This is a genomic window from Streptomyces sp. NPDC004539 (assembly GCF_040610055.1).
In the GTDB taxonomy this organism is placed as follows: domain Bacteria; phylum Actinomycetota; class Actinomycetes; order Streptomycetales; family Streptomycetaceae; genus Streptomyces.
In genome coordinates, this window is record NZ_JBEXLS010000029.1 from 56,103 (window position 1) to 79,772 (window position 23,670).

The 23,670-nt window shown below is 68.3% G+C and carries 20 protein-coding genes, 1 tRNA gene and 1 riboswitch; of the genes, 5 read left to right on the forward strand and 16 right to left on the reverse strand.

What is annotated here, in order from left to right; genetic code table 11:
* Positions 1-107: 107 nt before the first annotated feature.
* Entirely contained in the window at positions 108-419 is a 312-nt protein-coding gene (locus tag ABZX85_RS40935) for a hypothetical protein (RefSeq protein WP_355881102.1), read from the reverse strand.
* 123 nt (positions 420-542) lie between these two features.
* On the opposite strand from ABZX85_RS40935, the gene ABZX85_RS40940 reads away from it, so the two are divergent.
* Entirely contained in the window at positions 543-770 is a 228-nt protein-coding gene (locus ABZX85_RS40940; RefSeq protein ID WP_355881105.1) for a DUF4287 domain-containing protein, read from the forward strand.
* Between the two features lie 102 nt (positions 771-872).
* On the opposite strand, the gene ABZX85_RS40945 is transcribed toward ABZX85_RS40940, so the two are convergent.
* The 3 genes from ABZX85_RS40945 to ABZX85_RS40955 all read right to left on the reverse strand — a co-directional run bounded on the left by ABZX85_RS40945 (position 873) and on the right by ABZX85_RS40955 (position 3,403).
* Complete coding sequence (locus tag ABZX85_RS40945) at positions 873-1,766, reverse strand: Bax inhibitor-1/YccA family protein (protein ID WP_355881108.1); 894 nt, start codon at positions 1,764-1,766, stop codon at positions 873-875.
* A 210-nt stretch (positions 1,767-1,976) separates the two neighbouring features.
* The gene (locus ABZX85_RS40950) at positions 1,977-3,143 is read right to left on the reverse strand and encodes a 4-hydroxybenzoate 3-monooxygenase (RefSeq protein WP_355881111.1); all 1,167 of its coding nucleotides are present in this window, start codon (positions 3,141-3,143) and stop codon (positions 1,977-1,979) included.
* 176 nt (positions 3,144-3,319) lie between these two features.
* Positions 3,320-3,403, reverse strand: a tRNA-Leu gene (locus tag ABZX85_RS40955).
* Positions 3,404-3,821: 418 nt separating this feature from the next.
* Here ABZX85_RS40955 and ABZX85_RS40960 point away from each other — a divergent pair.
* Both ABZX85_RS40960 and ABZX85_RS40965 read left to right on the forward strand, forming a co-directional pair.
* Complete coding sequence (locus tag ABZX85_RS40960) at positions 3,822-4,595, forward strand: ABC transporter ATP-binding protein (protein WP_355881114.1); 774 nt, start codon at positions 3,822-3,824, stop codon at positions 4,593-4,595.
* Positions 4,595-7,123, forward strand: coding sequence for an FtsX-like permease family protein (locus ABZX85_RS40965; protein WP_355881116.1), 2,529 nt, complete (start codon positions 4,595-4,597; stop codon positions 7,121-7,123). Before ABZX85_RS40960 ends, ABZX85_RS40965 begins: the two co-directional genes overlap by 1 nt.
* A gap of 141 nt (positions 7,124-7,264) precedes the next feature.
* Here the strand turns inward: ABZX85_RS40965 and ABZX85_RS40970 are convergent, their stop codons facing one another.
* The 5 genes from ABZX85_RS40970 to mycP form a co-directional block, all read right to left on the reverse strand.
* Entirely contained in the window at positions 7,265-8,557 is a 1,293-nt protein-coding gene (locus ABZX85_RS40970; protein WP_355881119.1) for a class I SAM-dependent methyltransferase, read from the reverse strand.
* Positions 8,558-8,770: 213 nt separating this feature from the next.
* Positions 8,771-9,397, reverse strand: a complete 627-nt coding sequence (locus ABZX85_RS40975) for a hypothetical protein (protein ID WP_355881121.1) — start codon at positions 9,395-9,397, stop codon at positions 8,771-8,773.
* Between the two features lie 3 nt (positions 9,398-9,400).
* On the reverse strand, positions 9,401-11,713 hold the full coding sequence (locus ABZX85_RS40980) for a DUF6571 family protein (RefSeq protein WP_355881124.1): 2,313 nt from the start codon (positions 11,711-11,713) through the stop codon (positions 9,401-9,403).
* Between the two features lie 68 nt (positions 11,714-11,781).
* Positions 11,782-12,297 (reverse strand): hypothetical protein, encoded by a 516-nt coding sequence (locus ABZX85_RS40985; RefSeq protein WP_355881127.1) that lies wholly within the window; start codon positions 12,295-12,297, stop codon positions 11,782-11,784.
* Between the two features lie 270 nt (positions 12,298-12,567).
* Positions 12,568-13,857, reverse strand: coding sequence for a type VII secretion-associated serine protease mycosin (mycP, locus tag ABZX85_RS40990; RefSeq protein WP_355881129.1), 1,290 nt, complete (start codon positions 13,855-13,857; stop codon positions 12,568-12,570).
* A 1,069-nt stretch (positions 13,858-14,926) separates the two neighbouring features.
* On the opposite strand from mycP, the gene ABZX85_RS40995 reads away from it, so the two are divergent.
* A complete protein-coding gene (locus ABZX85_RS40995; protein WP_355881132.1) occupies positions 14,927-15,211 on the forward strand; it encodes a hypothetical protein in 285 nt (94 codons plus the stop codon).
* 286 nt (positions 15,212-15,497) lie between these two features.
* Here ABZX85_RS40995 and ABZX85_RS41000 read toward each other — a convergent pair whose 3' ends face one another.
* Complete coding sequence (locus ABZX85_RS41000) at positions 15,498-16,007, reverse strand: hypothetical protein (RefSeq protein ID WP_355881135.1); 510 nt, start codon at positions 16,005-16,007, stop codon at positions 15,498-15,500.
* A gap of 447 nt (positions 16,008-16,454) precedes the next feature.
* The gene (locus ABZX85_RS41005) at positions 16,455-17,837 is read right to left on the reverse strand and encodes an NAD(P)/FAD-dependent oxidoreductase (RefSeq protein WP_010357782.1); all 1,383 of its coding nucleotides are present in this window, start codon (positions 17,835-17,837) and stop codon (positions 16,455-16,457) included.
* Positions 17,838-18,305: 468 nt separating this feature from the next.
* Here ABZX85_RS41005 and ABZX85_RS41010 point away from each other — a divergent pair, with 468 nt between their 5' ends.
* Positions 18,306-18,704, forward strand: a complete 399-nt coding sequence (locus ABZX85_RS41010) for a hypothetical protein (RefSeq protein WP_355881138.1) — start codon at positions 18,306-18,308, stop codon at positions 18,702-18,704.
* 53 nt (positions 18,705-18,757) lie between these two features.
* Here the strand turns inward: ABZX85_RS41010 and ABZX85_RS41015 are convergent, their stop codons facing one another.
* From ABZX85_RS41015 to ABZX85_RS41035, 5 genes are all read right to left on the reverse strand, one after another.
* Positions 18,758-19,705, reverse strand: a complete 948-nt coding sequence (locus ABZX85_RS41015; RefSeq protein WP_355881139.1) for a Ppx/GppA phosphatase family protein — start codon at positions 19,703-19,705, stop codon at positions 18,758-18,760.
* Positions 19,706-19,875: 170 nt separating this feature from the next.
* The gene (locus ABZX85_RS41020) at positions 19,876-20,394 is read right to left on the reverse strand and encodes a DUF501 domain-containing protein (protein WP_355881142.1); all 519 of its coding nucleotides are present in this window, start codon (positions 20,392-20,394) and stop codon (positions 19,876-19,878) included.
* Positions 20,395-20,508: 114 nt separating this feature from the next.
* Positions 20,509-20,985, reverse strand: a complete 477-nt coding sequence (locus tag ABZX85_RS41025) for a septum formation initiator family protein (RefSeq protein WP_355881145.1) — start codon at positions 20,983-20,985, stop codon at positions 20,509-20,511.
* Positions 20,986-21,110: 125 nt separating this feature from the next.
* Positions 21,111-22,397: a phosphopyruvate hydratase gene (gene eno / locus ABZX85_RS41030; RefSeq protein ID WP_355881148.1), complete on the reverse strand. Its 1,287-nt coding sequence runs from the start codon at positions 22,395-22,397 to the stop codon at positions 21,111-21,113.
* A 271-nt stretch (positions 22,398-22,668) separates the two neighbouring features.
* Entirely contained in the window at positions 22,669-23,394 is a 726-nt protein-coding gene (locus ABZX85_RS41035; protein ID WP_355881151.1) for a transglycosylase family protein, read from the reverse strand.
* 4 nt (positions 23,395-23,398) lie between these two features.
* A riboswitch (cyclic di-AMP (ydaO/yuaA leader) is annotated at positions 23,399-23,605 on the reverse strand.
* Between the last annotated feature and the right edge of the window lie 65 nt (positions 23,606-23,670).

Sequence of the window (23,670 nt, forward strand, 5' to 3'; positions counted from 1 at the left end):
CCGGCAGCAACCAGCTCTTCCAGGGGCGCGGGGAACTGCGCGACCAGCCACGACGGTGGGAAAGCCGCCGACGCTACCTCAGCCCCACCCCCCTACCGCGGCGGCCCTCAAACCCCCGCCCTCTTCCGCGCCTCCTCCACCACCCGCACCGCCTCCTCGACCTCCCCCACACTCTTCAACACCACCGCAAGATCATGAGCCGCAACAGTGATCTGATCGGCAACGGCGAACATCCCCGCATCGGGCATCACCCGAGCCTCCACCCCCGGCGTCTCCACAGACTGCGCCCACCGGGACAACTCCTGGGCCAGCAACAGAGCTTCCCCCGCCGCCCCCCGCTGGAGGCGACTCTGCGGCGCCGCCCTCAACCGATCCGCAAACAAATCAACCGCGCGCAACAACGGCGTCGTATCCACCACGCCCGCGAGACTACGCCACCACCCCCGACGACTCCCCAGAGACGGGACTGTTGCCAACGGGCGAACCCTCAGGCACGGTGACCTGAAGGACCGGCTTACACCCGAACGCCCCCGGAGGCGCCGATGTCCCAAGTCTTCTCCGAGGAGACCCATCGCAACCTGCTCGCCCGCATCCCCCACTGCACCGGCCGTGAAGTCTCCGACTGGCTGCGCACCGTAGACGAAGGCCCCTCTCTCCGCTTCGAGGAGAAGGTCAGCTGGCTGCGCCACGAACACAACCTGGCGTACGGCCACGCGAAAGCCCTCATCCATGAGTACGACCTGAGGAGGGCCGCGCGCAAACTCCGCTAGCCCCACGGAGAAGCCCCCGCACACGAAAGGGCCCCGCGGCACGAAACCGCGGGGCCCTCTCGGGTACTACAGGTACTACAGGCGCTACAGGGCACTACGGGACTAGTCGTCCCCGCCCTGAAGGATCGCCAGGAGCCGCAGGAACTCCATGTAGATCCAGACGAGGGTCATGGTGAGCCCGAAGGCCGCCAGCCACGCCTCCTCGCGGGGCGCCCCGTACGCGATCCCGTCCTCGACCTGCTTGAAGTCCAGCGCCAGGAAGCACGCGCCGAGCAGGATGCCGATGATCCCGAAGACGATGCCGAGCCCGCCGCTGCGGAAGCCGAGGCCGTCCCCGCCGCCGAAGACGGCGAACAGCATGTTGATCGCCATCAGCAGCACGAAGCCGAGCGCGGCGGCCATCACGAAGCCGTAGAACCGGCGGTTGACGCGAATCCAGCCCGCCTTGTAGGCGACCAGCACACCGGCCGAGACGGCCATCGTGCCGAGCACGGCCTGCGTGACGACACCGGCCGAGATGTACGTCGACACCGTCGCCGAGATGACGCCGAGGAAGACGCCCTCGAACGCGGCGTACGCCAGGATCAGCGCGGGGGCCGGACGCTGCTTGAAGGACTGGACGAGCGCCAGCACCATCGCGATCAGACCGGCGCCGATGGCGATGCCGTACGACTTGTTGAGGTTGGCCTCGTCGACCGGCAGCAGGAGCCACGCGAGGACCGCGGTCACGATGACCGTGCCGAGCGTCATCGCGGTGCGCGAGACGACGTCGTCGATCGTCATCGCACCGGACGCGGCGGGGGCCTGCGGCGGTGCGCCTTGCTGGGTCTGCTGGGCGTACGGGTTCGTCGCGTAGGGGTTACCCGCCTGCTGGGCATACGGGTTCGCCTGCGTGGCGACAGCGGGTCCCCCGGCCTGCGGCGCGGCGTTGAAGCCCGCGTAGCCGTTGTCGCGGCTGAAGCCCCGTCGCGAGAAGACCGGGTTTCTGCTCCTCATTTCACTCCTCCATGGCCACCTCGCGTGGCCTTGGCATCAAGAGTAATGGAACGGCAAAAGATTGACCCTAGTGCTTGAGGAGGATCTTTCTCCGCCGTGGTTGCGCCAACACGCTACGCGGCCTCTTGATTCCCTGGTCGGCCGGGCCTCATTCATGACCAAGTCGCGACACGTCCGGAACCGGGGGGAGACCGTCCGCTTACCGGGTGCTTAGTACGGGAAGCCCGTGTACCCCTCCGCCAGCTCCGCGCCCGCCGCCCTGGAGCCCGCGATCCGCTCCAGCCGCGCGAGCTGCAAGCGGTCCTCGAAGGGGTCCGCGTCCGGCGCGCGGTGCAGCGTCGAGGTCATGTCGTAGGAGAAGCGCTCGGCCTGCCAGACGCGTCGCAGGCAGTCCGCCGAATAGGTGTCGAGGAGCGCCGGGGAGCCGGTGTCCCGCTCGTGCGTCAGGGCGCGCGCCAGCGTGACGACGTCGCCGACCGCGAGGTTGAGCCCTTTCGCGCCGGTCGGCGGGACGATGTGCGCGGCGTCCCCGGCGAGGAAGAGGCGGCCATGGCGCATGGGCTCGTGGACGTAGGAGCGCATGGGGGTGACGGACTTCTGGGTGATGGGACCGCGCTGAAGGGTCCAGTCGTCGTCCGTTTCGAGGCGGCGGTCGAGTTCGGCCCAGATCTCGTCGTCCGTCCAGCTGTCCGCGTCCGTGCCGGCGGGGACCTGAAGGTAGAGGCGGGAGACGGCCGGGGAGCGCATGGACAGGAGGGCGAAGCCGCGGTCGTGGCGGGCGTAGACGAGTTCGTCGTGGGAGGGCGGGACGTCTGCGAGGATGCCGAGCCAGGAGTAGGGGTACGTCCGCTCGAAGGTGCGGCCGTCGGGTATCGCGCGCCGGGCGACCCCCCAGAAGCCGTCGCAGCCGACGACGTACGCGCACTCCAGGGTCTCCTCGACGCCGTCGCGGCGGAAGCGGACGCGCGGGCTGGGGCCGTCCGCGTCCTCGACGGCGAGCGCCTCCGTGTCGAACAACAGCGGTCCGCCGTCGGCGAGTTGGAGGGCTATGAGGTCCTTGCAGACCTCGGTCTGGGCGTAGACGGTGACGGACCTGCCGCCGGTGAGGGCGGGGAAGTCGACGCGGTGGCGCGTGCGCGCGTAGCGCAGCTCGATGCCGTCGTGCCGCAGGCCCTCCCGGTCGAGCCGCTCCGCCGCCCCGGCCGCGCGCAGCACGTCCACGGTCCCCTGCTCCAGGATTCCGGCCCGCTGCCGGTGCTCGACGTACTCCCGGTCGTGGCTCTCCAGTACGACGGAGTCGATGCCGGCGTTGTGCAGGAGCCGGGCGAGGAGGAGGCCGGCGGGGCCGGCGCCGATGATGCCGACGGTGGTGCGCATCGAGCGCTCCCTCCACATTCCTTGTTCGCATAGTGAAGTTTTCTTCACCATTCACTGGCCATGAGTCTGCGCCCGCGTTCGAGGAGTGTCAACGGTTCGGCGGGGTCGCCACCAACGTCTCGATGGACGGCGCAGTCAACCAAACGGGACCGCGCGGTCAACAAAAGGGGCGGAGGTGCCCAGAGCCGGACTTGAACCGGCACGCCCGCTTCGGGGCAGCGAGGTTTAAGCTCGCCGTGTCTGCATTCCACCATCTGGGCTGGCCAAGGGCTCCGCGTCGGCGCGACCCGAGCCTATCGGGACGCCCCTCCCCAACAGCGGCCGGGGGAACCGATGTTGTCTTATTTTATTGATGTCTGAGGGAGCATCAGACCATGGAACAGGCCATCCGCACTTGCCAGTAGCCTGACCGGCGATCACCGCGCGTGTATGCGGAATGACGGAATTTCACCGTCTGAACAAGGGCGCTCCACCGGTTCTCGACAATCGCGCTCCACCGCACACCGTGTTCTCACCGTCACCTCCGGTGTCAGGGTCGGGCGTCATACCCAGGTATGACAAGACCGCCTCTGTCACTCCAGAGTCTGGTCCTGGAAGCAGAACCGAGGAGTGACTACAACCACGGGGTGCGCCGCCGACGATGGACGAGTCCAGCCCCCGTCCTCAGGAGCGCTTTCCGTGACCACCACCCCCCTCGCAGCTCGGCCCACGGCCGCCGTGGCCGCCCGCGCCACGGATCTCTCGAAGATCTACGGCCAGGGCGAAACCCGGGTGGTCGCCCTGGACCAGGTCTCCGTCGACTTCCACCAGGCCCAGTTCACGGCGATCATGGGCCCCTCGGGCTCCGGCAAGTCGACGCTCATGCACTGCGTCGCCGGCCTCGACACGTTCTCCTCTGGCTCGGTCCGCATCGGCGAGACCGAGCTGGGCTCCCTGAAGGACAAGCAGCTCACGAAACTCCGCCGGGACAAGATCGGCTTCATCTTCCAGGCGTTCAATCTCCTGCCGACCCTGACGGCCCTGGAGAACATCACGCTGCCGATGGACATCGCGGGCCGAAAGCCGGACAAGCAGTGGCTGGATTCCGTCATCGCGATGGTCGGCCTGTCGGGCCGTCTCAGCCACCGCCCGTCCCAGCTCTCCGGCGGCCAGCAGCAGCGCGTCGCCGTGGCCAGGGCGCTCGCCTCCCGCCCCGACATCGTCTTCGGCGACGAGCCGACCGGGAACCTCGACTCCCGCTCCGGCGCTGAGGTCCTCGGCTTCCTGCGCAACTCGGTCCGGCAGCTGGGCCAGACGGTCGTGATGGTGACGCACGACCCGGTCGCCGCGTCGTACGCGGACCGGGTGATCTTCCTGGCGGACGGCAGGGTGGTCGACGAGATGTACGGCCCGACGGCCGACTCCGTCCTCGACTTGATGAAGCAGTTCGACGCGAAGGGCCGTACGAGCTGATGTTCCGCACCTCCCTGCGCAACGTCCTCGCGCACAAGGCCCGTCTCCTGATGACCGTCCTCGCGGTCATGCTGGGCGTCGCCTTCGTCTCGGGGACCCTCGTCTTCACGAACACCCTGTCCAACGCGCTGGAGAACAGCTCGGCGAAAGGCTTCGACCAGGTAGACGTCGCGGTCACGGCCAGGTCCCAGAAGGCCAAGGCCAACGAGATCGCCAAGGACCCCGAGCTGACCGACGCCCTGCTGAAGCGGGCCGCCTCGGTGGACGGCGCCGCCTCCGCGACCGGCGTGGTGACCGGCTTCGCCGCCATCGCCGACAAGGACGGCAAGCTGATCGGCAACGGCTTCGCCTCCCAGGGCGGCAACTACTGGGGGACGAAGGACGCCCGGTACCCGCTGACCAGCGGCGAGCCCCCGGTGGGGGCGACCGAGATCGCGATGGACGCCGACACCGCGAAGCGCGCCGGCTACCAGGTGGGCGACACCGTCCGCATCTCCGTCGACGGCCCGGTCCTGACCCCGAAGATCTCCGGCATCTTCACGACGAACGACGGCAACGTCGCGGCGGGCGGCAGCCTCACCCTCTTCGACACGACGACCGCCCAGAAACTCTTCGGCAAGACCGGCACGTACGACGAGATCGACGTCAAGGCCGCCTCCGGCGTCTCGCAGACGGCCCTGAAGGCGGCCCTCGACAAGGCGCTCCCGGCCGGCAAGGTCGAGACGACGACGAGCGACGAACTCGCCGCTGACCAGGCCAAGTCGATCTCCGCGTCGATGAGCGGCCTCAAGCAGGGCCTGCTGGTCTTCGCCGGCATCTCCCTCTTCGTCGGCACGTTCATCATCGCCAACACCTTCACGATGCTGGTCGCGCAGCGCACGAAGGAGCTGGCCCTGCTCCGCGCGGTCGGCGCCTCCCGCCGCCAGGTGACCCGGTCGGTGCTGATCGAGGCGTTCGTCGTCGGCGCGATCGCCGGGGTGACCGGTCTGATCGTCGGCATCGGCATCGGCGCGGGCCTGCGCGTCCTGCTGAACCAGACGGGCGCGATCATCCCGGACGGCCCCCTGATCATCTCGTCGGGGACGATCCTCTCGGCGCTGGTCGTCGGCGTCGTCATCACGATGCTGGCCGCCTGGCTGCCGGGCCGCCGCGCCGCGAAGATCCCGCCGGTCGCCGCCATGAGCAGCCTGCACGCCAAGGCGACGACGCGCTCCCTCGTCGTCCGCAACACCCTCGGCGCGCTGGTCTCGGCGGCGGGCGCGGGGACGGTCCTGACGGCGACGACGATGAAGGGGACCGACGCCCAGTCGGCCATGGGTATCGGCGCGGTCCTGCTGATCATCGGCGTCTTCATCCTCACGCCGCTGCTGTCCCGGCCGCTGATCGCGGCGGCGGCGCCGCTGATGCGCGGGTTCGGGATCGCCGGGAAGCTGGCCCGCCAGAACTCGGTGCGCAACCCGCGCCGTACGGCCGCGACGGCGTCCGCGCTGATGATCGGCCTCACGCTGATCACGGGCATGACGGTGATCGCCGGAAGCCTCCAGAAGTCCATCGAGAAGATGGCGTCCGACTCGATCCGCGCGGACTACGTCGTCTCCATGGTCAACGGCAACGACCTCACGCCGGGCGTGGAGAAGAAGCTCAAGGAGACGTCCGGCGTCGAGGCGACCAGCCCCATGCGCAACTCCCCGTCCCGGATCGACGGCGACTTCGAATCGCTGACCGGGGTGGACGGCGCCACGATCGGCGAGCTGATCAGCCCGAAGGTCGAGCAGGGCCGCTTCGAGGTCGGCGGTGCGAACGTCGTCGTCGACAAGGGCACGGCCGATCACTACGGCTGGAAGTCGGGTTCGGCGTTCACCGTCCACTACGAGGACGGCAAGAGCCAGCGGCTCACGATCAGTGGGGTCTACGAGGGCACCGACTTCCTGCGGGGCATCCTCCTCGACGCCGCGACGCTGGCGCCGCACCAGACCGAAGTCGCCGACATGCAGGTCATGGTGAAGACCGCCGAGGGGACGTCGGCCGCGGTCAAGGACCAGCTGATCAAGGCGCTCGGTGACAACCCGGGTATCCAGGTCCAGAGCAAGAAGGACATCTCGAACCAGATCGCCCAGTTCTTCACGCTGCTGCTGAACATGCTGTACGGACTGCTCGCGATGGCCGTGATCGTCGCCGTCCTCGGGGTCGTCAACACCCTCGCGATGTCCGTGTTCGAGCGGTCCCAGGAGATCGGGATGCTCCGGGCGATCGGGCTCGACCGGCAGGGCATCAAGCGGATGGTGCGGCTGGAGTCCCTGGTCATCTCGTTGTTCGGCGGAGTCCTGGGGATCGGCCTCGGCCTCTTCTTCGGCTGGGCCGCGGGCAAGCTGATCGGTCCCAGCATGCCGACGTACGAACTCGTCCTCCCCTGGGCGCGTATCGCCGTCTTCCTCGCCCTCGCGGGCACGGTCGGCATCCTCGCGGCCCTCTGGCCGGCCCGCCGCGCGTCCCGGCTGAACATGCTGGGGGCGATCAAGTCGGAGTAGGGCGGGGGGAGTCGGAGTAGGCGGGCGAGTCGGGGCGGTCTCCGGTACGGGGGGGGAGACCGCCCCGCTCGCCTTTCGCTCGTGACGCCGGCTCAGGGGCCAGCTCGGCGTGGGGCCCCTCGGCCCGTCAGCAGAGGCCCGTCAGCCGGACCAGACGCGTGAGCGCAGGGGCAGGCCCGAGGCGCCGGAGTCCGGGGTGCGTACCGCGAGCACCTGGTTGACCCCTATGCGGTTGCGTTCGAAGGCGAGTGCGGAGGCGGCCATGTAGAGCTGCCACACTCTCGCTCTCCCCGGGCTGACGAGCGTGACGGCCCGCTGCCACCCGCTCTCCAGGTTCGTCACCCAGCGCCGCAGCGTCAGCGCGTAGTGCTCCCGGATCGACTCGACGTCCCGTACCTCGAAGCCGGCGCGCTCCAGTTGGGTGACGGTGGTGCCGATCGGCGCGAGTTCCCCGTCGGGGAAGACGTACGCGTCGATGAACGAGTCGAGGTGATAGCCGGCTTCGTCGTCCTGGGGCCGCCGGGCGATCTGGTGGTTGAGCAGCCGGCCGCCGGGGGCGAGGAGTCCGTACAGCCGGCGGGCGTACTCCAGATACCGTTCGGCGCCCACGTGTTCCGCCATGCCGATGGACGAGATCGCGTCGTACGGGCCGTCGTCGACGTCCCGGTAGTCCTGCACCCGGATCTCGACGAGCCCGGTCAGCCCGGCGTCGGCGACCCGCTTCCGGGCCAGTGCGGCCTGCTCCTGCGAGAGGGTCACCCCGACGACCTGGGCCCCGTACTCGCGCGCGGCGTGGATGGCGAACGACCCCCACCCGCAGCCGACGTCGAGCACCCGCTGCCCCTCACCGATCCCCAGTTTCCGGCAGACGAGGTCGAGCTTGTCCCGCTGGGCGGCCTCCAGCGTCTCCTCCTCGTCGCCCCAGTAGGCGCAGGAGTACACGAGGGACGGGCCGAGCACGAGCGAGTAGAAGTCGTTCCCCACGTCGTAGTGATGGCTGATCGCCTGCCGGTCGGTACGCCGCGTATGCCGGTGCCGGCCCGACCGGTTCTCCTCCACGGGCGGGGCGGGCGGCAGGGGCACCCCCGCGAGCCGGACCAGCCCGAGCACACCCCGCCGGAACTCGTCCCGCCGCAACGACCGCCAGAGCGACGGCGCTTCCTCCCCCCTCTCCCACACCACTCCGGCCACCGCCTCCAGCACCGGATAGATCTCCCCCTCCGCCTCAAGATCCCCCGCCACCCATGCCCTCGCCAGCCCCAGTTCCCCCGGCTTGAACAACAGCCTCCGCACGGCCCGCCGGTTCCGCACCACCATCACCGGCGCACCCTCCGGCCCCGCCTCACTCCCGTCCCAAGCCCTCACCCTCACCGGCACCTCCCCACCCACCACCATCCCCAAAGCCCCCGCGAGCCGCACCGCGGCACCACCCATGGCACCCACCTCCGTGACAACAATCCCGGAACGACCTGTCACCACGTAAACACACAACGACCCTCGTTCCAGTCCCCCACAAACCCCAAGCCCCGGCAAATCCACCAGATCCAGCCACCCCCGTCCTACCCGCGCGGCTCTCCCATCGTGCCTTTGACTCCACTCCACGCAGGTAGTCGTCTCGTCATCCGCGACCCAAGCCGCCGGCCCCGGTCACCCTTGCTCGTCGACCGCCGAAGGCATGTCGCACTTGGCGCGAGAGTGCGCGTATGCAGCCGCGTTCTCCGCCATGCCGACCAACTCCGCGCGCCGCTCGGACTCGCCGATGCCGCTCCCCTTCTTGAGCTGAACGACGACGCTCAGATGGCGATCGCTACCGGTCGAGTAGCAAGGAACGTAGATGGCGGCGACCGAACCCGAAGCAACCGCCTTGTCCCCAGCCGTGAACGGGGAAAGAGACGAGGCAGGCACGAGCTGTTCGACAACCTCTTCCACCCAGCGGTCCGTCACGTCGTATTCCATCAGCTCCGCTTTGGCCACGACCAGCTGCTTCCCGCCCCCTTCAACGAAACAGTAGGTTTCGTACGACCTTCCCGGCCCTTCCGTTCGGATGCTGTTCTCGACATCTCTGAAGGAGTAATCAGACTCCTCCGGCAAGACCTCCTTGAGTGAAGTTGCCGCACGAGATGAATCTCCAAGAGACTTGCACACGTCACCCGCCTCGATTTTCCCCACCTCCTCAAAGGGGGGAAGCTTGAGCGCATAGAAAACGGAAGCAGCGAGGGCCACCACAAGGATTAGACCTACAGCAGCGGCCTTCTTAGGGCTGGCAAGTTTCACTTGTCATTCTTTCGCGTCGAGGGTTCGGGGGATTCCCTCACCGTCAAGGTAGGAGTAAATCTTTGTCCGGGCAGTGTTGAATCCCGATTCTGCGGATTTGGCTGCGGAAGCCTCGATCAACGGGTACTGGTGGCCACTTGACTCGCCTGCCTTCTTGGCAGCCGCCTCGACCATGACGAAGGTCGAGTCCCTGGTGTCCTCGAACGTCGCGCCGTTGCGATAGACGATCTCGTCCGTGCTGTCCTTTGCCATACCTCCGGTAATGCTGCTGATGATTTCATCTGCTGCCGTACCGGCGATATCACCGATGATGGCGCCGCCCGGACCTGTCATAGGCGCGGTAGCCGCTCCGATCCCGATGCCGATGGCGGTGCCACCCCACGTACCGGCGGCTTCAAGGGCCGAATTGTATTCAGCGTCGGCCGCCGCACCCTGCACTTCGCTTTCGTAGGCGCGACCCGCACCGATGATTCCTTCGATCTGCCCGGCGACTGTGGCGATTCCATCCACGCCTTCCCGCAGACTCTCGGCCTGGGGGAAATTAGGGTCGCGAGCGTAGACGTCGGGATGCTCGAAGTGGTACTGCATCAGCTGTGTCGTATAACTGTGCTGGCCGAGATTTACGGCGGCATAGCCTTCAGGATTCCTACCGACCGCATAGAGAAAACGAGTGAGGTCTCTTTCTTCCGGATTCGCAGACGAACCCACGATGGGGAACAAATCCGCTTCACCGGAATTCCCTGCATGCAGTTGCCGATGGATGTCCGGCATGTACTCCGCCGCGATCTGGCCCATGCTGTCGGACATGTAGCCGTTGTCGGTGAGAAGCGTGTCCTTCTGGGAGATCGACGAGACGATGGACTCGAACAGCTTGGTCTGTTGGTCGTTGTGTGGTGGGGTGTCCACTGTGGGCATCTCCCCCGCCGGATGCCCCGTAGTGGCCGCCTCCAGTGCCATGGCCATGTAGTTCTGGCCGGTGTGGAGGTCGTCGCCGGAGAGGCTGGTTTCTTGGGGCCAGTCTCGTTCTTCGAAGAGGTACTGGAAGTTGGAGAGGCCGACTTTGCCTTTGGCGCCGTTGCCGTCGGTGTCTCGGAGGAAGGGGTTGTCGGGGTCGGTTTTGGAGACGTAGGGCTCGTTGAAGAAGGTGGTGGCGGCGTCGGGGCTGTTGGAGAGGCCGCGCATGTAGCCGGTGAGGGGATCGGCGCCGGTGTCGTCGCCGAGGAAGTTGAGGCGCTGGTAGGTGCCACCGGCGCCGCCGAACTGCCAGAAGCGGTTGGGTTGTTGGCCGTTGCCGGTGATCTGCCGCTCGGTGGCCATCATGCGGTTGCCGTAGTCCGTGAGGAACTTGTCGTCGTAGTCGCCCACACGCATGAGGTTGCTCATGACCTGGAAACCCATGGGCCCGCTGTCCCCGCCGATCCGCTTCGCGCCGAGACCGGTCATGTCGTTCTTCCAGGTACTCATCGCCGCGGAGTCGCTCTGCGAGGCACCGGCGAGCGTGAGACTCAACCCGCGCTGGAGATCGTCCAGTTGCTCACGCCGCTCGCCGACGACGTCGTAATTACGCCCGTCGGTCAGCCCTGTCCAGAACTCCAGCGTCTTCTGCGGCCCGAGACTCGTCGCGAACCGTTCGGCGAACAGCGGATCGCCGCCGTACTGCTTGAAACCCGCGTTGAGCTGGTCGAACTCCTTGACCGTGAGGTCGTGGGGGTCCTTTTTCGCCAGCCGGGCGAGCTCGTCGGCCTGCTTGACGGCCGCGGCGGCGGAGTCCCGGTCCTTGTAGTCGGCCCCGGAGAAGCCCAGTTCGCTCTGGTCGGAGATCGCCTTGAGGACGGTCGCCGCCGAACTGTCGCTCGTGGACGCTTGGTTGAGGATCTTCTGGATGTCGTCCCGGACGCCGGTCATCTCGGCCGTCCGGTCCGGCTCGTCACCGGCGGGGTCCCGGGGGCGGGTCGTCAGCGTCACCATGAAACCGTCGCCGTGCGGCAGGACGCTGAAGCCCTTCGTCCGGGCGCCCTCCACCGCCGTCGTCAACTGCCGGTGAAACCCCTTCAGTTCACCCAGCGTGTCGTCGAGAATCCGGTAGATGCTGTTGGCCTGGGTGTGCGCGTCCGCGAACTCACCGGCCGTCTTGCCGATGAACTCCTTGCTGACCTGCTGGTTCACCCCCGCCCAGTTGGCCTTGTTCGCGGCCTGGTGCAGTCCGGTCTCCGCGTCCTTCTGGAGCTGCTCCAGGCTCGTGACCAGCGTCCCCCAGTCGGTCACCGCCTCGGAGAGCAGGGTGAAGTTGGCGTGGTACAGGGCGTCGAATTTCACGGGGCGTCAGTCCTCGGTGGGCGGTCGGGAAGCGGGCTCGGCGGTGCGGTCGCGGTACGTCGCCGTCCTCACTCCTTCTTCTTCGCCTCCCCGTACACCGGGTTGGGGGCGCCCGGTTTGCCGACGCGTTCGTCGAAACCGGCGTCCAGGACGGCGATGCCGCTGACCACCCTCGCGATGTAGTCGTCGTCGTCCGCGTGCAGTTTCTTCGTGACGTGCATGTGGTTCGAGATGTGCGCGCAGGCGTCCATCAGGGATTTGAGCTGGGCCGTCCAGCGGGTCGAGACGTGCTGGAGGCCGGCGCCGAGGGCGAAGCCCTGTTCCGTGAGGTCCTTCGCCGCCGAGTCGCTGGACGGGCCCGCCACCCGGGCCTTGTCGTACAGGTCGTTGAACAGCGTGTGCGCGGATTTGCCGATCGCCGCGAGGTCCTTCTGCGAGACCTTGAGAACGCCGTACGCACCCGGCATCGTGACCTGACGGCCCTCCGGGTCCGTCCCCAGGTCCAGGCTGTTCAGCTGCATACCGGAGCTCTGTTGGCGCTCCAGCGCACCAGCCTTGAGCTGCTCCCATTCGTCCCAGGCCATGCCCGCTCGCTCTCCCCGTGTGCGGCGGCCGAACCCGACCACCACGTCCTCAGTACTCCGCCCGGCCCCACTCACACGGCCACGCGTCCCCGATCTCCCAGACAAGTTAGCAACTTGGTAAGAGAAACAGGGATACGCGTCTCGGATCGGAGGGGGGTGGGGTGTGGAGGGTTCGGGGAGGGGGTTGGGGGATTGGACATATGGGTGGGCGAGGTGTGGTGCGTCTCAGGTGCGCCACCCACACCGCTTCGCCTGCGGCGGCTGCCCGGGTCAGGGGGCTCCGGGGTGGTGGTGTTGGTTCGGTGGTGGGGGGGTGCTGCCGGGCATGGTGGGGGGTGGGCCGAAGCCCTGTGGTGTGGTTGCCGGGTGGGGCTGTTGTTGTGGGGTGGTTGCGGTGCGTCGTTTTCGTACGACGGCTGTTGTGGCGAGGGCGGCTGCTGCGAGGGCGGCTGTGCCGAGGCCGATGCCGAGCCAGGGGGTTGTGCTGTCGTCGTTCTTGGGGGTGGCGGCGGCCTTCGCTGGCTCACTCGCCTTCGCAGAGGGTGTGGGGGAAGCGGAGTTCGCGGCCTCCGCCAGGTCGGGGAGCGGGTAGACGTTCGCCGGGCCAGGATCACCGGGGTTCTGGAGGGCGATCCGGGGGCGGACGATGCCGTAGCCGATGGCGTCGTTGCGCTTCGCGCCGTCGGTGGGGCCGCCGATGGTGTTGAGCATGACGCGGAGGATCTGGTTGTTGGTCCAGGTGGGGTGGGCGGACCAGATGAGGGCGGCGCTGGCGGAGGCGAGGGCGGTGGCGTCGCTGGTGCCGCTCGATTCGCAGAGGCCGGTTTTGCCGCCGCAGGCATGGACCATGTCCTCGCCGGGGGCCGACATGTCCACCTGGGGGCCGTACTGGGACTCCGCGGTCCGGTGCAGGTTCTTTCCCACCGCCGCTACCCCGACCACGCCAGGGGTTGCGGACGGATACTCAGGCAAATTGGCTTGGTTTCCGGTGTTCCCGACCGCCGCGAAAATCAACGCCCCCTTGTCGAGGGCGTACTTGACCGCCTCCGTCAATTGCGGCGAACCCTGGCTGAACCCCATGGAGATGTTGATGACCCGTGCGCCTTCTCCCACCGCGTAACGGATCGCCTGCGGAACGATGTCGTTGAACATCTTGTTGCCCACGGCCTGGTTCGGCAGCTCATCAGCCTTGGGCGTACGGATGGGGAGAATCTTCGCTCCGGGAGCGAGACCGAACGAGCCCTGCCCTCCGTTGTACGCGCCCGTTCCGGCGATCAGGCCGGCCATACCGGTGCCATGGCCCGCATAGTCCGTGTGCTCGTCACCGGGCTGGTCCGTGGCGTAGTCCTTGCCTGCCAGGACGCGTCCTTTGAGGTCCGGGTTGGTCCAGTCGACACCGGAGTCGATGACCGCGACCGTGACGCCCTCGCCGGTGCTGGTCTTCCACATGTTCTCGGCCTGCATGGCATCGAGGAACCACTGTTTCTCACGGGTCGTCTCCGCGCTCGCGGCCGTCCCCGTGACACCCACCAGCGACACCCCCAAGGCCGCCGCGGCCATCGCACGGCAAAGCCTGTGTCGAGCGCTACCGGTCAGCATGAACTTGGCTCTCCCTCATCCCTGAACACGTCAGTCGACGACCGGTGGCACCGTGGGCCGCTGGTTCCGCCGCCAGGTCTCCTCGTCCTCCGTCACACCGTACGGCCGACTGCTCCCGCTCCTCATACTCGCCGAAGGTGTCCCTTGCGTCGGATGCGGGGCGGAGGTTGCCGCGCCACGGCCCTCGCCAGAACGTGCCGCCGCAGTCGTACCGCCTGTGATCGCGTTCCGTTCACCACCGGCACCAACAGCCCCGGAAGAGCCAGGAACACGTCCGCCCGTACGTCCCGGCTGCTGGGCGGAGCTGCCGCCGACGACTCCCGAGGCGGGCATCGGACGTCCCCCGGCGATGCCACCCGGGCTCGACACGGAACGGGAACCGGAAGCCCCACCCGATGTGCCGGTCGCTCGGCCGACCGGATTCGCCATACCGGCCGTCTGACCCATCGGACCGCGCGTGGGCGTGCCTTCTCCGCCCACGACCGTGCCTCGCGGGATGGCCCCGGTGGGCCTGCCCTCGGACGGCAGGACCGGACGGCCACCGAAAATGCCGTTACCACCAGTGGCGTTCGGAACACGTCCCATAGGCGTCCCAGACCCGGTGCCCTGGCCGAGCAGAGGCATCGGCGCCCTGCCCGCTCCAGGCGCGCGACCCTGTACCACCGGGTTGCTGCTGACGGGAAGCGCCTGCCCACCGCCGAACAACGGAGGAACCGGACCCGCCTGCGGCGCCGTACCTCGTACCTGCCCGGGGTCGACGGGACTGCGTGGGCCGTCCACCGGAGCGGGTGACGGCAGAGTGCCGACCGAGTCGATGGTTGTGCGAGCAGGAGGCAGCGCGACATCCACAGGAACATTCGACGTCCCCGCACCATGCGGCAGCGAAGCAGCGGCAACGGAAGCAGCCGGTGAATGTGGGCTACTGAGCGAGCCCACATTCCCCACAGTTCCACTGCCTGAGCCCTCAGTACGGTTCTGGTTCGCTGCGATGTGGTGCGAAGTGACATCACGTGAACCGAGGTCCTGCGGAATGAACGCCTGCGGCGGCGGCGGAAGTTTCGGCCGCTCCAACGCATTCAACTGCGCAGCCGACCACGAATACGACTGCGCCAGCTTCGTCATCTGCGACGCCGCCTCCAACCGCACCTTCTCCCGATCCGCAGCCAACGCCGCAAGCTCAGCAGAAGACTTCGACGCGACACCCGCAGCATCAGGATCATTACGGGCCGAGTCGGCGGCAGCGAGGTTCGCCGTAGCCGAGGGAAGATCACGGGGAATCGAGGACTGCGCCAACGAGATCGCATCGGACGCCTGAGACAGCCACGTCCCCGACTCCTGGCTGAAGTCACTCAGACGAAGCGTCGCGTTCGCCAGGTCCGAAGCCCACGTACGGAACGCGTCAGCCCCGTCCCCCTTCCACGCCACCCACTGCGGACGGACCCTCAACTCCTCCGCGATACTCAGGATCTCCGCCGCAGCCGACACCAGACGCGTCGCCGCACTCGACACCACACCCGAATTCGCCTGATCCAGCCACGCCAGCATCTGCTCGTGACTCATCCCGTCGAAGAACGTCCCGCCCGAACTCTCCGCGTCGCGCATCAGATCGCCCCGCCGTCCGCACCCTGTGCCCCGTCCGCCGAGGACGGCGGCGTCGGCGTCGGTTTGGTCCCCTGGCCGGGAACGGTCGGGTCGTAGACCCCGCCGTACTCCTTCGTCGCCTCCGCGCTGATCGCGGCCATCCGCTGGCGGACGTCGAGGTCGATGTTCTCGTACCCCTTGTGGGAGGCGAGGACGGCGATGCCCATGCCCTCCATGCAGTCGGAGAGGACCGTGGAGAGCTTCTCCAGCTCGCCGATGACCGACTCGTACGCCGTGAAGAGGCCGGCCGCCTCGATCCAGCCCTCGTTCCCCCCGCCGAACTGGTGGCGGGCGAGCTGGTCCTGGCCCAGTTCCTTGGAGCCGGCGGAGGACCCCTTGAGGGTGCTGATCAGTTCGTCGATGCGGGTACGGAAGCCCGTGAACGACGCGTACTCCGCGGCCATGTCGGCCTGTGCCTGAATCGCGTTCGCCGCGTCGGCCGCCGGGTTCTCCCCGCCCTCCAGCAACATTCCGTCATCCTCCCCGTACGGATCACACAGTCAACTCTAACCACCACCACCGACAACCGGCCCCCGAGGGCCCAGACCACCATCCAACCCCCACATCCGCCCACCCGCATGAGCGCTTCTACTCAGTGCGCGTCTCAGTGCGCGTCACACAAGCCTCGTCGGCGCGGGGAACACAGGGAACACAGAGAACAAAGGGAGCGCATCCACGGTCGTTCGAAGGGACCGCCGCCGCAATCCGTTTACCCGCCCCAGCCCCTCGCCCCAACCCCTCGTCCCGGCCGACTCCACCCCGCCACACACCCCCACCCCACCGACGCCCGGGCACGCCGAAGGGGCCGCCCGCACCACGGATGGCGGACGGCCCCTTCGGGACACACGAACTTCACACCGAGGAACTCCCTCAGGAGACAGGGAAGTCGAAGGCCCGCGCCCTCGACCCCCCGCCCCTCAAGAAGCCTTGGCCTCGGTCTTGGCAGCGGCAGCGGCCGGCGCCGGCGCGGGCTTGGCGGCCTCGTAGAACTCCTCGCGGGGAGTCTCCAGCGCACCGAGCGCGACGACCTCACGCTTGAGGAACATCCCGAGCGTCCAGTCGGCGAAGACGCGGATCTTGCGGTTCCAGGTCGGCATGGCCATGCCGTGGTACCCGCGGTGCATGTACCAGGCGAGACGCCCGCGCACCTTGATCTTCATCTTGCCCATGACGATCATCGCGACGCCCTTGTGGAGGCCGAGGCCCGCCACGGCACCCTTGTTGGAGTGCGCGTACGTCTTCTGCGGGAAGCCCCGCATACCGGAGACCACGTTGTCGCCGAGGACCTTGGCCTGCCGCAGCGCGTGCTGCGCGTTCGGCGGGCACCAGGCGTTCTCGACGCCGGCCTTGCGGGCGGCGACGTCCGGGACCTGGGCGTTGTCGCCGGCGGCCCAGATGTAGTCGGTGCCCTGGACCTGGAGGGTCTCGGAGGTGTCGACGTGTCCGCGGGGGCCGAGGGGCAGGCCGTAGCGGGAGAGGACGGGGTTCGGCTTGACGCCGGCCGTCCACACGATCGTGTTGGAGTCGACCTCGAGGCCGTTCTTCAGGACGACGTGGCCGTCCACGCAGGAGTCCATCGAGGTCGAGAGGTAGATCTCGACGCCGCGGCTCTCCAGGTGCTCCTTGCCGTACTGGCCGAGCTTGGGGCCGACCTCGGGAAGGATCTTGTCGGCGGCGTCGACGAGGACGAAGCGCATGTCCTCGCGGGAGACCGTCTTGTAGTACTTGGCCGCGTCCCGGGCCAGGTCCTCGACCTCGCCGATGGTCTCCGCGCCGGCGAACCCGCCGCCGATGAAGACGAAGGTGAGCGCCTTGCGGCGGATCTCCTCGTCGGTCGTGGAGTCGGCCTTGTCGAGCTGTTCGAGGACGTGGTTGCGCAGGCCGATGGCCTCCTCGACACCCTTCATGCCGATGCCCTGTTCGGCGAGGCCGGGGATCGGGAAGGTGCGGGAGACGGCGCCGAGCGCGATCACCAGGTAGTCGAAGGGCAGCTCGTACGCCTCGCCGACGAGCGGCGCGATCGTGGCGACCTTGCGGTCCTGGTCGATGGTGGTGACCCGGCCGGTGAGCACCTCCGCCTTCGGCAGCACGCGTCGCAGCGGGACGACGACGTGGCGCGGGGAGATGTTGCCGGCGGCGGTTTCGGGGAGGAAGGGCTGGTAGGTCATGTACGACCGGGGGTCGACGACCGTGACGGTCGCCTCTCCGTAACGCATCTTCTTGAGAATGCGTCGAGCTGCGTACAGGCCTACGTACCCACCGCCTACTACGAGGATCCTGGGACGCTCCGTGGTGCTCATGCCATCGAGTATCCACCCGGGTCATGGGGGTCGCTCGTGCGCCCCTTCACAAGCTTCGTCAGGGGGTGTGTTATCCTCCGCGACTCACGTGATCCATGTCATGTCCTCGAACGGGAACCCGCCCCCCGGCCACCCCGTTGTCAATGCCCCCCGACCTGCCTCTCCGGCCGGTTGAGGGCTCCGTGAGGGGTCCGTACGACCCCTGTTCGACCCCTTCGCGATACGTCCCCGTACCGCCGTTTTGAACGTGTTCACACGGGTGTTGGGCCCCGGAAGGGCCAACCGGGCCACATTCCTCGCCCAACGGGGCCCTTTTCCTTGTGAAGAACTTCACGAACTTTCTCGGCGGCGCCTGCCACACCCTCCTCGAACCCCGCTCAAACGCCGTTCCCCCAGCTCAGCGGAGCCCCACCGGCAAACCCCCACAGCCGACGCACAGAACCCCCGGCGTCCGTCGTCGCCTCAGCATTGGCACTCGCCGCCGGTCTGGTCCTGGGCGGCCCCGCGAGCCCGGCGAGCGCCGCGCCGAACGTCTACTTCATCAGCTACACCTACACGAACGGCTCCGGCCGCATCGACGTCTACAACGACGGCGACTACGCGGGAACCGCGATCTGGGCGGCCGACCCCGGCTCCCTCGGCTCCTCCACCGGAGACACGCTGATCGCCTCCGACCAGCTGGCGGACGGCTACGGCATCGAGGCCCACCTCAGCGACGGCCGCATCGCCACGACGCGCGGCCACAGCTCGCCGTACACCGACACGACGACCGGCAACCTCGACGAGGGCGCCGAACGCAAGATGTGGGTCTGCTACGTCCAGGGCACGTTCAGCGATTGCAGCGGCAAGATCGACGTCCACGCCTGACACACACAAAGGCCCCGGCGTCTTCGGCCGAAGACGCCGGGGCCTCCCCCCGTCTAACCCTCCGCGACCGCGAACGCGATCCCGTCCAGGATGTCGTGCTCGCTCACCACGACCTCCGCCGCCCCGGTCCGCTCCATGATCGAGAGCAGTACGAGGGCCCCGGCGCCGATGACGTCCACGCGCCCGGGGTGCATCGAACCGATCGCCGCGCGCTCGGCGTGGGTGGAGCGCAGGAGCCACTCGGTGAGTTCGCGGACCTTGGCGTAGGAGATCCGGGAGTGGTGGATGGCCGCCGAGTCGTACGCGGGCAGGTCCTGGGCGATGGCCGACAGCGTCGTCACGGAACCGGCCAGCCCGACCAGCGTCCGCGCCTCCCGCAGCGGCACCGTCTCCTCCGCGAGGTCGAGCGCCGCCTCGATGTCCGCCCGCATCGCCGCGATCTGCGCCTCGGTGGGGGGATCGGTGACGGTGCCGTCGTGGACGAGATGGCGCTCGGTCATCCGTACGCAGCCGACGTCGACGGAGCGCGCGGCGCGGACGTCCGTGTCGCCGACGACGAACTCCGTCGAGCCGCCGCCGATGTCCACGACGAGGTAGGGGGTCGCGAGGTCCGGCCGCGAGGTCAGCTCCTTCGTCGCGCCGGTGAAGGAGAACGTGGCCTCCTGGTCCCCGCTGACCACCTCCGGTTCGACGCCGAGGATGTCCAGCACGCCCCGGACGAACTCGTCCCGGTTCTCGGCGTCCCGCGAGGCGGAGGTCGCGACGAACCTCACCCTCTCGGCGCCCAGCTCCTTGATCACGGCCGCGTACTCCCGGCACGCGGCGAACGTCCGCTCCAGCGCCTCCGGCGCGAGCCGCCCGGTCCGGTCGACCCCCTGCCCGAGCCGCACGATCGTCATCCGCCGGTCCAGATCGACGAGTTCCCCGGTCTCGGGGGTGACGTCGGCGACGAGCAGCCGGATGGAGTTGGTACCGCAGTCGACGGCGGCGACGCGGGTCATAGGTACACCCTTTCAGGCTTGCGAGACGTGCTCTGCTTCAACGCTTCTCAACGCCGGTCCGCAACATTCAGCCCGTCCGGCGTTTGAGGACGAGGCCCTTCGGGCCGAACGGGGTCGAAGGGGCGGAGCCTCTTCAGAGGATGGGACGGGTAGGGGCGGCGGGGGCGAGATCACTCGGCGGTGACCACACACGCGCCCTTCCGCCACCACTCCGGCAGCATCGCCAGCGCCTCGTCCCCGAGCGGGTTCACCCCGGGCCCGGCGGCCAGCGAGTGCGCCACCAGGACGTGCAGGCACTTCACCCGGTCCGGCATCCCCCCGGCGCTCGGGAACCCGGCCAGCACCTCGATCTCGTCCCGCCGCCGGATGTAGTCCTCGTGCGCCGCACGGTACGCCGCCGCCAGCTCGGGGTCCTGCCCCAGCCGCTCGGTCATCTCCTTCATGACCCCGTTCGCCTCCAGCGTGCCGATCGCGGAGTTCGCCTTGGGGCACGTCAGGTAGTACAGCGTCGGGAAGGGCGTGCCGTCGGGCAGGCGGGGCGCCGTCTCGACGACGTCCGGCTGACCGCAGGGGCAACGATGGGCGATCGCGCGCAGCCCCCGCGGGGGCCGGCCCAACTGCTGCCGGAACGCCTCGACGTCCGCGTCGGTCGGCTCGGTGCGCTCGGTGGTCGGAGGAGGCGTTTGCATGTTCGTACGATCGTCTCTCTGCTGTCGCTGAAGGGCCGGTGCCTCTCCAGTATCAGGGGACCAGGCCCGCACCCCGTACGCCCCGTAGGACCCGTAGCCCCCGTAAGGGTCCCCTCACCTGCCGACCGCGTCCGCCTTGTCCACCCCGTCCCACACGTTCGCGTACCAGGGCCGGTCGGCGGCGCCCGCGTCCGCGCGGGACTGCTTCGCCGCGTCCGGGTCGACGACGACGAACCCGGTCTCGCCGGGCAGGACGTAGTGCAGACGCAGCCGGATCTGCTGCTCGGCGTACGCGTCGTCCTGCCAGCGGGCCTTCAGGTCCCGGAGCTGCTCGACCCGCTCCCGCGCCTGCTCCTGCTCGCGTTCCAGATCGGCGATCTCGGCACGCTGGGAGACGTACTGCCGCATCGGATAGGCGAGGGCGACGACGAGGGTGCACAGGACGAGCGCGAGGAGGGCGGCGCGGCCGGTGAGCCGGGAGCGGCGCTGCTGGCGCTTGTTCTGCGAGCGGTAGACACGGGCCGCGGTCTGCTCGCCCAGGGCGCGGAGTCTGGTCGCGGTGGAGAACCGGTCCTTGTCCTTGACGGCCATGCGCCGCGCCTCCCGTTCCCGTTCATACGTGCGTACGTCCCCGCACACGGTACGGGACCGGGTACGGGGACGTACGGACGACGCCTCTCAAGGGGCGCCCCTTAGGGGGATCAGCCCCTAGAGGTTCAGCCCTTGAAGCGGGGGAACGCGGACCGGCCGGCGTACACCGCCGCGTCGTCCAGGATCTCCTCGATGCGCAGGAGCTGGTTGTACTTGGCGACACGCTCGGAGCGGGCCGGGGCGCCGGTCTTGATCTGGCCGCAGTTGGTGGCGACGGCGAGGTCGGCGATCGTGACGTCCTCGGTCTCGCCGGAGCGGTGGGACATCATGCACTTGAAGCCGTTGCGCTGGGCCAGCTCGACGGCGTCCAGGGTCTCCGTGAGGGAGCCGATCTGGTTGACCTTGACGAGGAGCGCGTTGGCGGCGCCGTCCTCGATACCGCGGGCGAGGCGCTCGGGGTTGGTGACGAAGAGGTCGTCGCCGACGATCTGGACCTTGTCGCCGAGGCGGTCGGTGAGGACCTTCCAGCCCGCCCAGTCGTCCTCGAACAGCGGGTCCTCGATGGAGACGAGCGGGTAGGCCGCGACCAGCTCCTCGTAGTACTCCGTCATCTCGGCGGCGGAGCGCTCCTTGCCCTCGAAGAGGTACTTGCCGTCCTTGTAGAACTCGGAGGCGGCGACGTCGAGCGCGAGGGCGATCTGCTCACCGGGGACGTACCCGGCCTGCTTGATCGCTTCGAGGATGAGGTCCAGGGCGTCCCGGTTGGAGCCGAGGTTCGGCGCGAAGCCGCCCTCGTCGCCGAGGCCGGTGGACAGGCCCTTCGTCTTCAGGACCTTCTTCAGCGTGTGGTAGACCTCGGTGCCCCAGCGCAGGGCCTCGGAGAAGGACTCGGCGCCGATCGGCGCGATCATGAACTCCTGGATGTCCACGTTGGAGTCGGCGTGCGAGCCGCCGTTCAGGATGTTCATCATCGGCACCGGCAGGAGGTGCGCGTTCGGGCCGCCGAGGTAGCGGAAGAGCGGCAGGTCGGACGCCTCGGAGGCGGCGTGCGCGACGGCGAGGGAGACGCCGAGGATGGCGTTCGCGCCGAGCGAGCCCTTGTTGTCGGTGGCGTCCAGGTCGAACATGGCCTGGTCGATCAGGCGCTGCTCGGTGGCGTCGTACCCGACGAGCTCCGGGCCGATCTGCTCGATGACGGCGAGGACGGCCTTCTCGACACCCTTGCCCTGGTAGCGGTTCGGGTCACCGTCGCGCAGCTCGATGGCCTCGAAGGCACCGGTGGAGGCGCCGGACGGGACGGCGGCACGACCGGTGCTGCCGTCGTCGAGGCCGACCTCGACCTCGACGGTGGGGTTGCCTCGCGAGTCGAGGATTTCCCGGGCTACGACGACGTCGATGGACGGCACGAGCATCTCCTTCTTGGAATGTGGCACAGGTTCTGCGAGACGAGCCTAACCGGCCCGGGGCGAACGGCCAGCCCGCCCACCGCCCCGATGGCAGAACCGAGAGTAAATTGTTTCTGAACGGAACAAAACTGCCCGCAAAAAAACCCGCTCCGGTGCGTACGGGGGAACACGCACCGGAGCGGGGGCCCGTGAGAACGGGGGGGGATGGTCCTCACGAGAGCTCTACTGTGAGGTCCACGGATGTGAGCGGCCTGTGGTTCAGCTGCGGACCGGCTGTCTACTTGAGGTGGAGCTGCTGGCCCGGGTAGATGAGGTCGGCGTCCTGGATGATGTCCTTGTTGAGCTGGAACAGCTTCTGCCAGCCGCCGGCCACCTTGTGCTTGGCGGCGATGGAGCTGAGGGTGTCGCCCTTGACGACCTTGTACTCGCCGTCGCCCTTCTTGACCTTCTGGCCGGTCGGGGTGGTGACGGTCTTGGAGGGGGTCGTCTTCTTGGCGGCGGCCGGACGCTCGGTGGAGCGGGTGGCGGCGGGGGTCTCGGTACGGCTGCTGGAACCGCTGGACGAGGAACCGCTGGACGAGGAACCGCTCGACGACGAGCCGGAGTTGGAGGACGAGCCGCCGCTGTAGGTGGCGCCCGACAGGCCCACACCGCAGCTCGGCCAGGCGCCCTTGCCCTGCGAGGCGAGGACCTTCTCGGCTATCTCGATCTGCTGCGACTTGCTGGCCAGGTTGGCGGTCGAGGCGTACGCGGTGCCGCCGTACGCGGCCCAGGTCGACGCGGAGAACTGGAGCCCGCCGTAGTACCCGTTGCCGGTGTTGATGGACCAGTTGCCGCCGGACTCGCACTGCGCGACGGCGTCCCACTCGGAGGCGGTGGCGGCGGAGGCGCTGCCCGCGGCCATCAGCGGGGCGGCGACGGCCACACCCGTGACACTGGCGAGCGCGACGACACGGGTGGCCTTGGACGGGCGGCGGTGCTTGCCCTTGCCGGAGAACAGCATGGATCGATCCCCTCACCGACGCCTGCGAGGTGAGCTGTCGGGTTAGGGCCGGTTGAGTTGCCCTGTCACTTCCGTGACTTCACCCCAAGCCGGTTCCGGCGGCGTCAACCACCGTCCCCAGCACTTACCTTGGGTCCCCCGCTCCTGCCCACGGCGCTTGCGCGACGACTGTTCCCGGACGGCCGCTGGCAGGATTCGGCGTGTGCGGCAGCCGGGGCTCGGGTTGCCGAGCGGTCACGACCGTAGACATGCGCCGAGCGGATTTTCAAAGACGAT

What these genes read in the sequence shown, in the direction of transcription:
- ABZX85_RS40940 (WP_355881105.1), top strand. Translation starts at nt 543, where the DNA reads ATGTCCCAAGTCTTCTCCGAGGAGACCCATCGCAACCTGCTCGCCCGC.
- ABZX85_RS40945 (WP_355881108.1), bottom strand. Translation starts at nt 1,766, where the DNA reads ATGAGGAGCAGAAACCCGGTCTTCTCGCGACGGGGCTTCAGCCGCGAC.
- ABZX85_RS40950 (WP_355881111.1), bottom strand. Translation starts at nt 3,143, where the DNA reads ATGCGCACCACCGTCGGCATCATCGGCGCCGGCCCCGCCGGCCTCCTC.
- ABZX85_RS40965 (WP_355881116.1), top strand. Translation starts at nt 4,595, where the DNA reads ATGTTCCGCACCTCCCTGCGCAACGTCCTCGCGCACAAGGCCCGTCTC.
- ABZX85_RS40970 (WP_355881119.1), bottom strand. Translation starts at nt 8,557, where the DNA reads ATGGGTGGTGCCGCGGTGCGGCTCGCGGGGGCTTTGGGGATGGTGGTG.
- ABZX85_RS40985 (WP_355881127.1), bottom strand. Translation starts at nt 12,297, where the DNA reads ATGGCCTGGGACGAATGGGAGCAGCTCAAGGCTGGTGCGCTGGAGCGC.
- mycP (WP_355881129.1), bottom strand. Translation starts at nt 13,857, where the DNA reads ATGGCCGCGGCGGCCTTGGGGGTGTCGCTGGTGGGTGTCACGGGGACG.
- ABZX85_RS40995 (WP_355881132.1), top strand. Translation starts at nt 14,927, where the DNA reads ATGAACGCCTGCGGCGGCGGCGGAAGTTTCGGCCGCTCCAACGCATTC.
- ABZX85_RS41000 (WP_355881135.1), bottom strand. Translation starts at nt 16,007, where the DNA reads ATGTTGCTGGAGGGCGGGGAGAACCCGGCGGCCGACGCGGCGAACGCG.
- ABZX85_RS41005 (WP_010357782.1), bottom strand. Translation starts at nt 17,837, where the DNA reads ATGAGCACCACGGAGCGTCCCAGGATCCTCGTAGTAGGCGGTGGGTAC.
- ABZX85_RS41015 (WP_355881139.1), bottom strand. Translation starts at nt 19,705, where the DNA reads ATGACCCGCGTCGCCGCCGTCGACTGCGGTACCAACTCCATCCGGCTG.
- ABZX85_RS41020 (WP_355881142.1), bottom strand. Translation starts at nt 20,394, where the DNA reads ATGCAAACGCCTCCTCCGACCACCGAGCGCACCGAGCCGACCGACGCG.
- ABZX85_RS41025 (WP_355881145.1), bottom strand. Translation starts at nt 20,985, where the DNA reads ATGGCCGTCAAGGACAAGGACCGGTTCTCCACCGCGACCAGACTCCGC.
- eno (WP_355881148.1), bottom strand. Translation starts at nt 22,397, where the DNA reads ATGCTCGTGCCGTCCATCGACGTCGTCGTAGCCCGGGAAATCCTCGAC.
- ABZX85_RS41035 (WP_355881151.1), bottom strand. Translation starts at nt 23,394, where the DNA reads ATGCTGTTCTCCGGCAAGGGCAAGCACCGCCGCCCGTCCAAGGCCACC.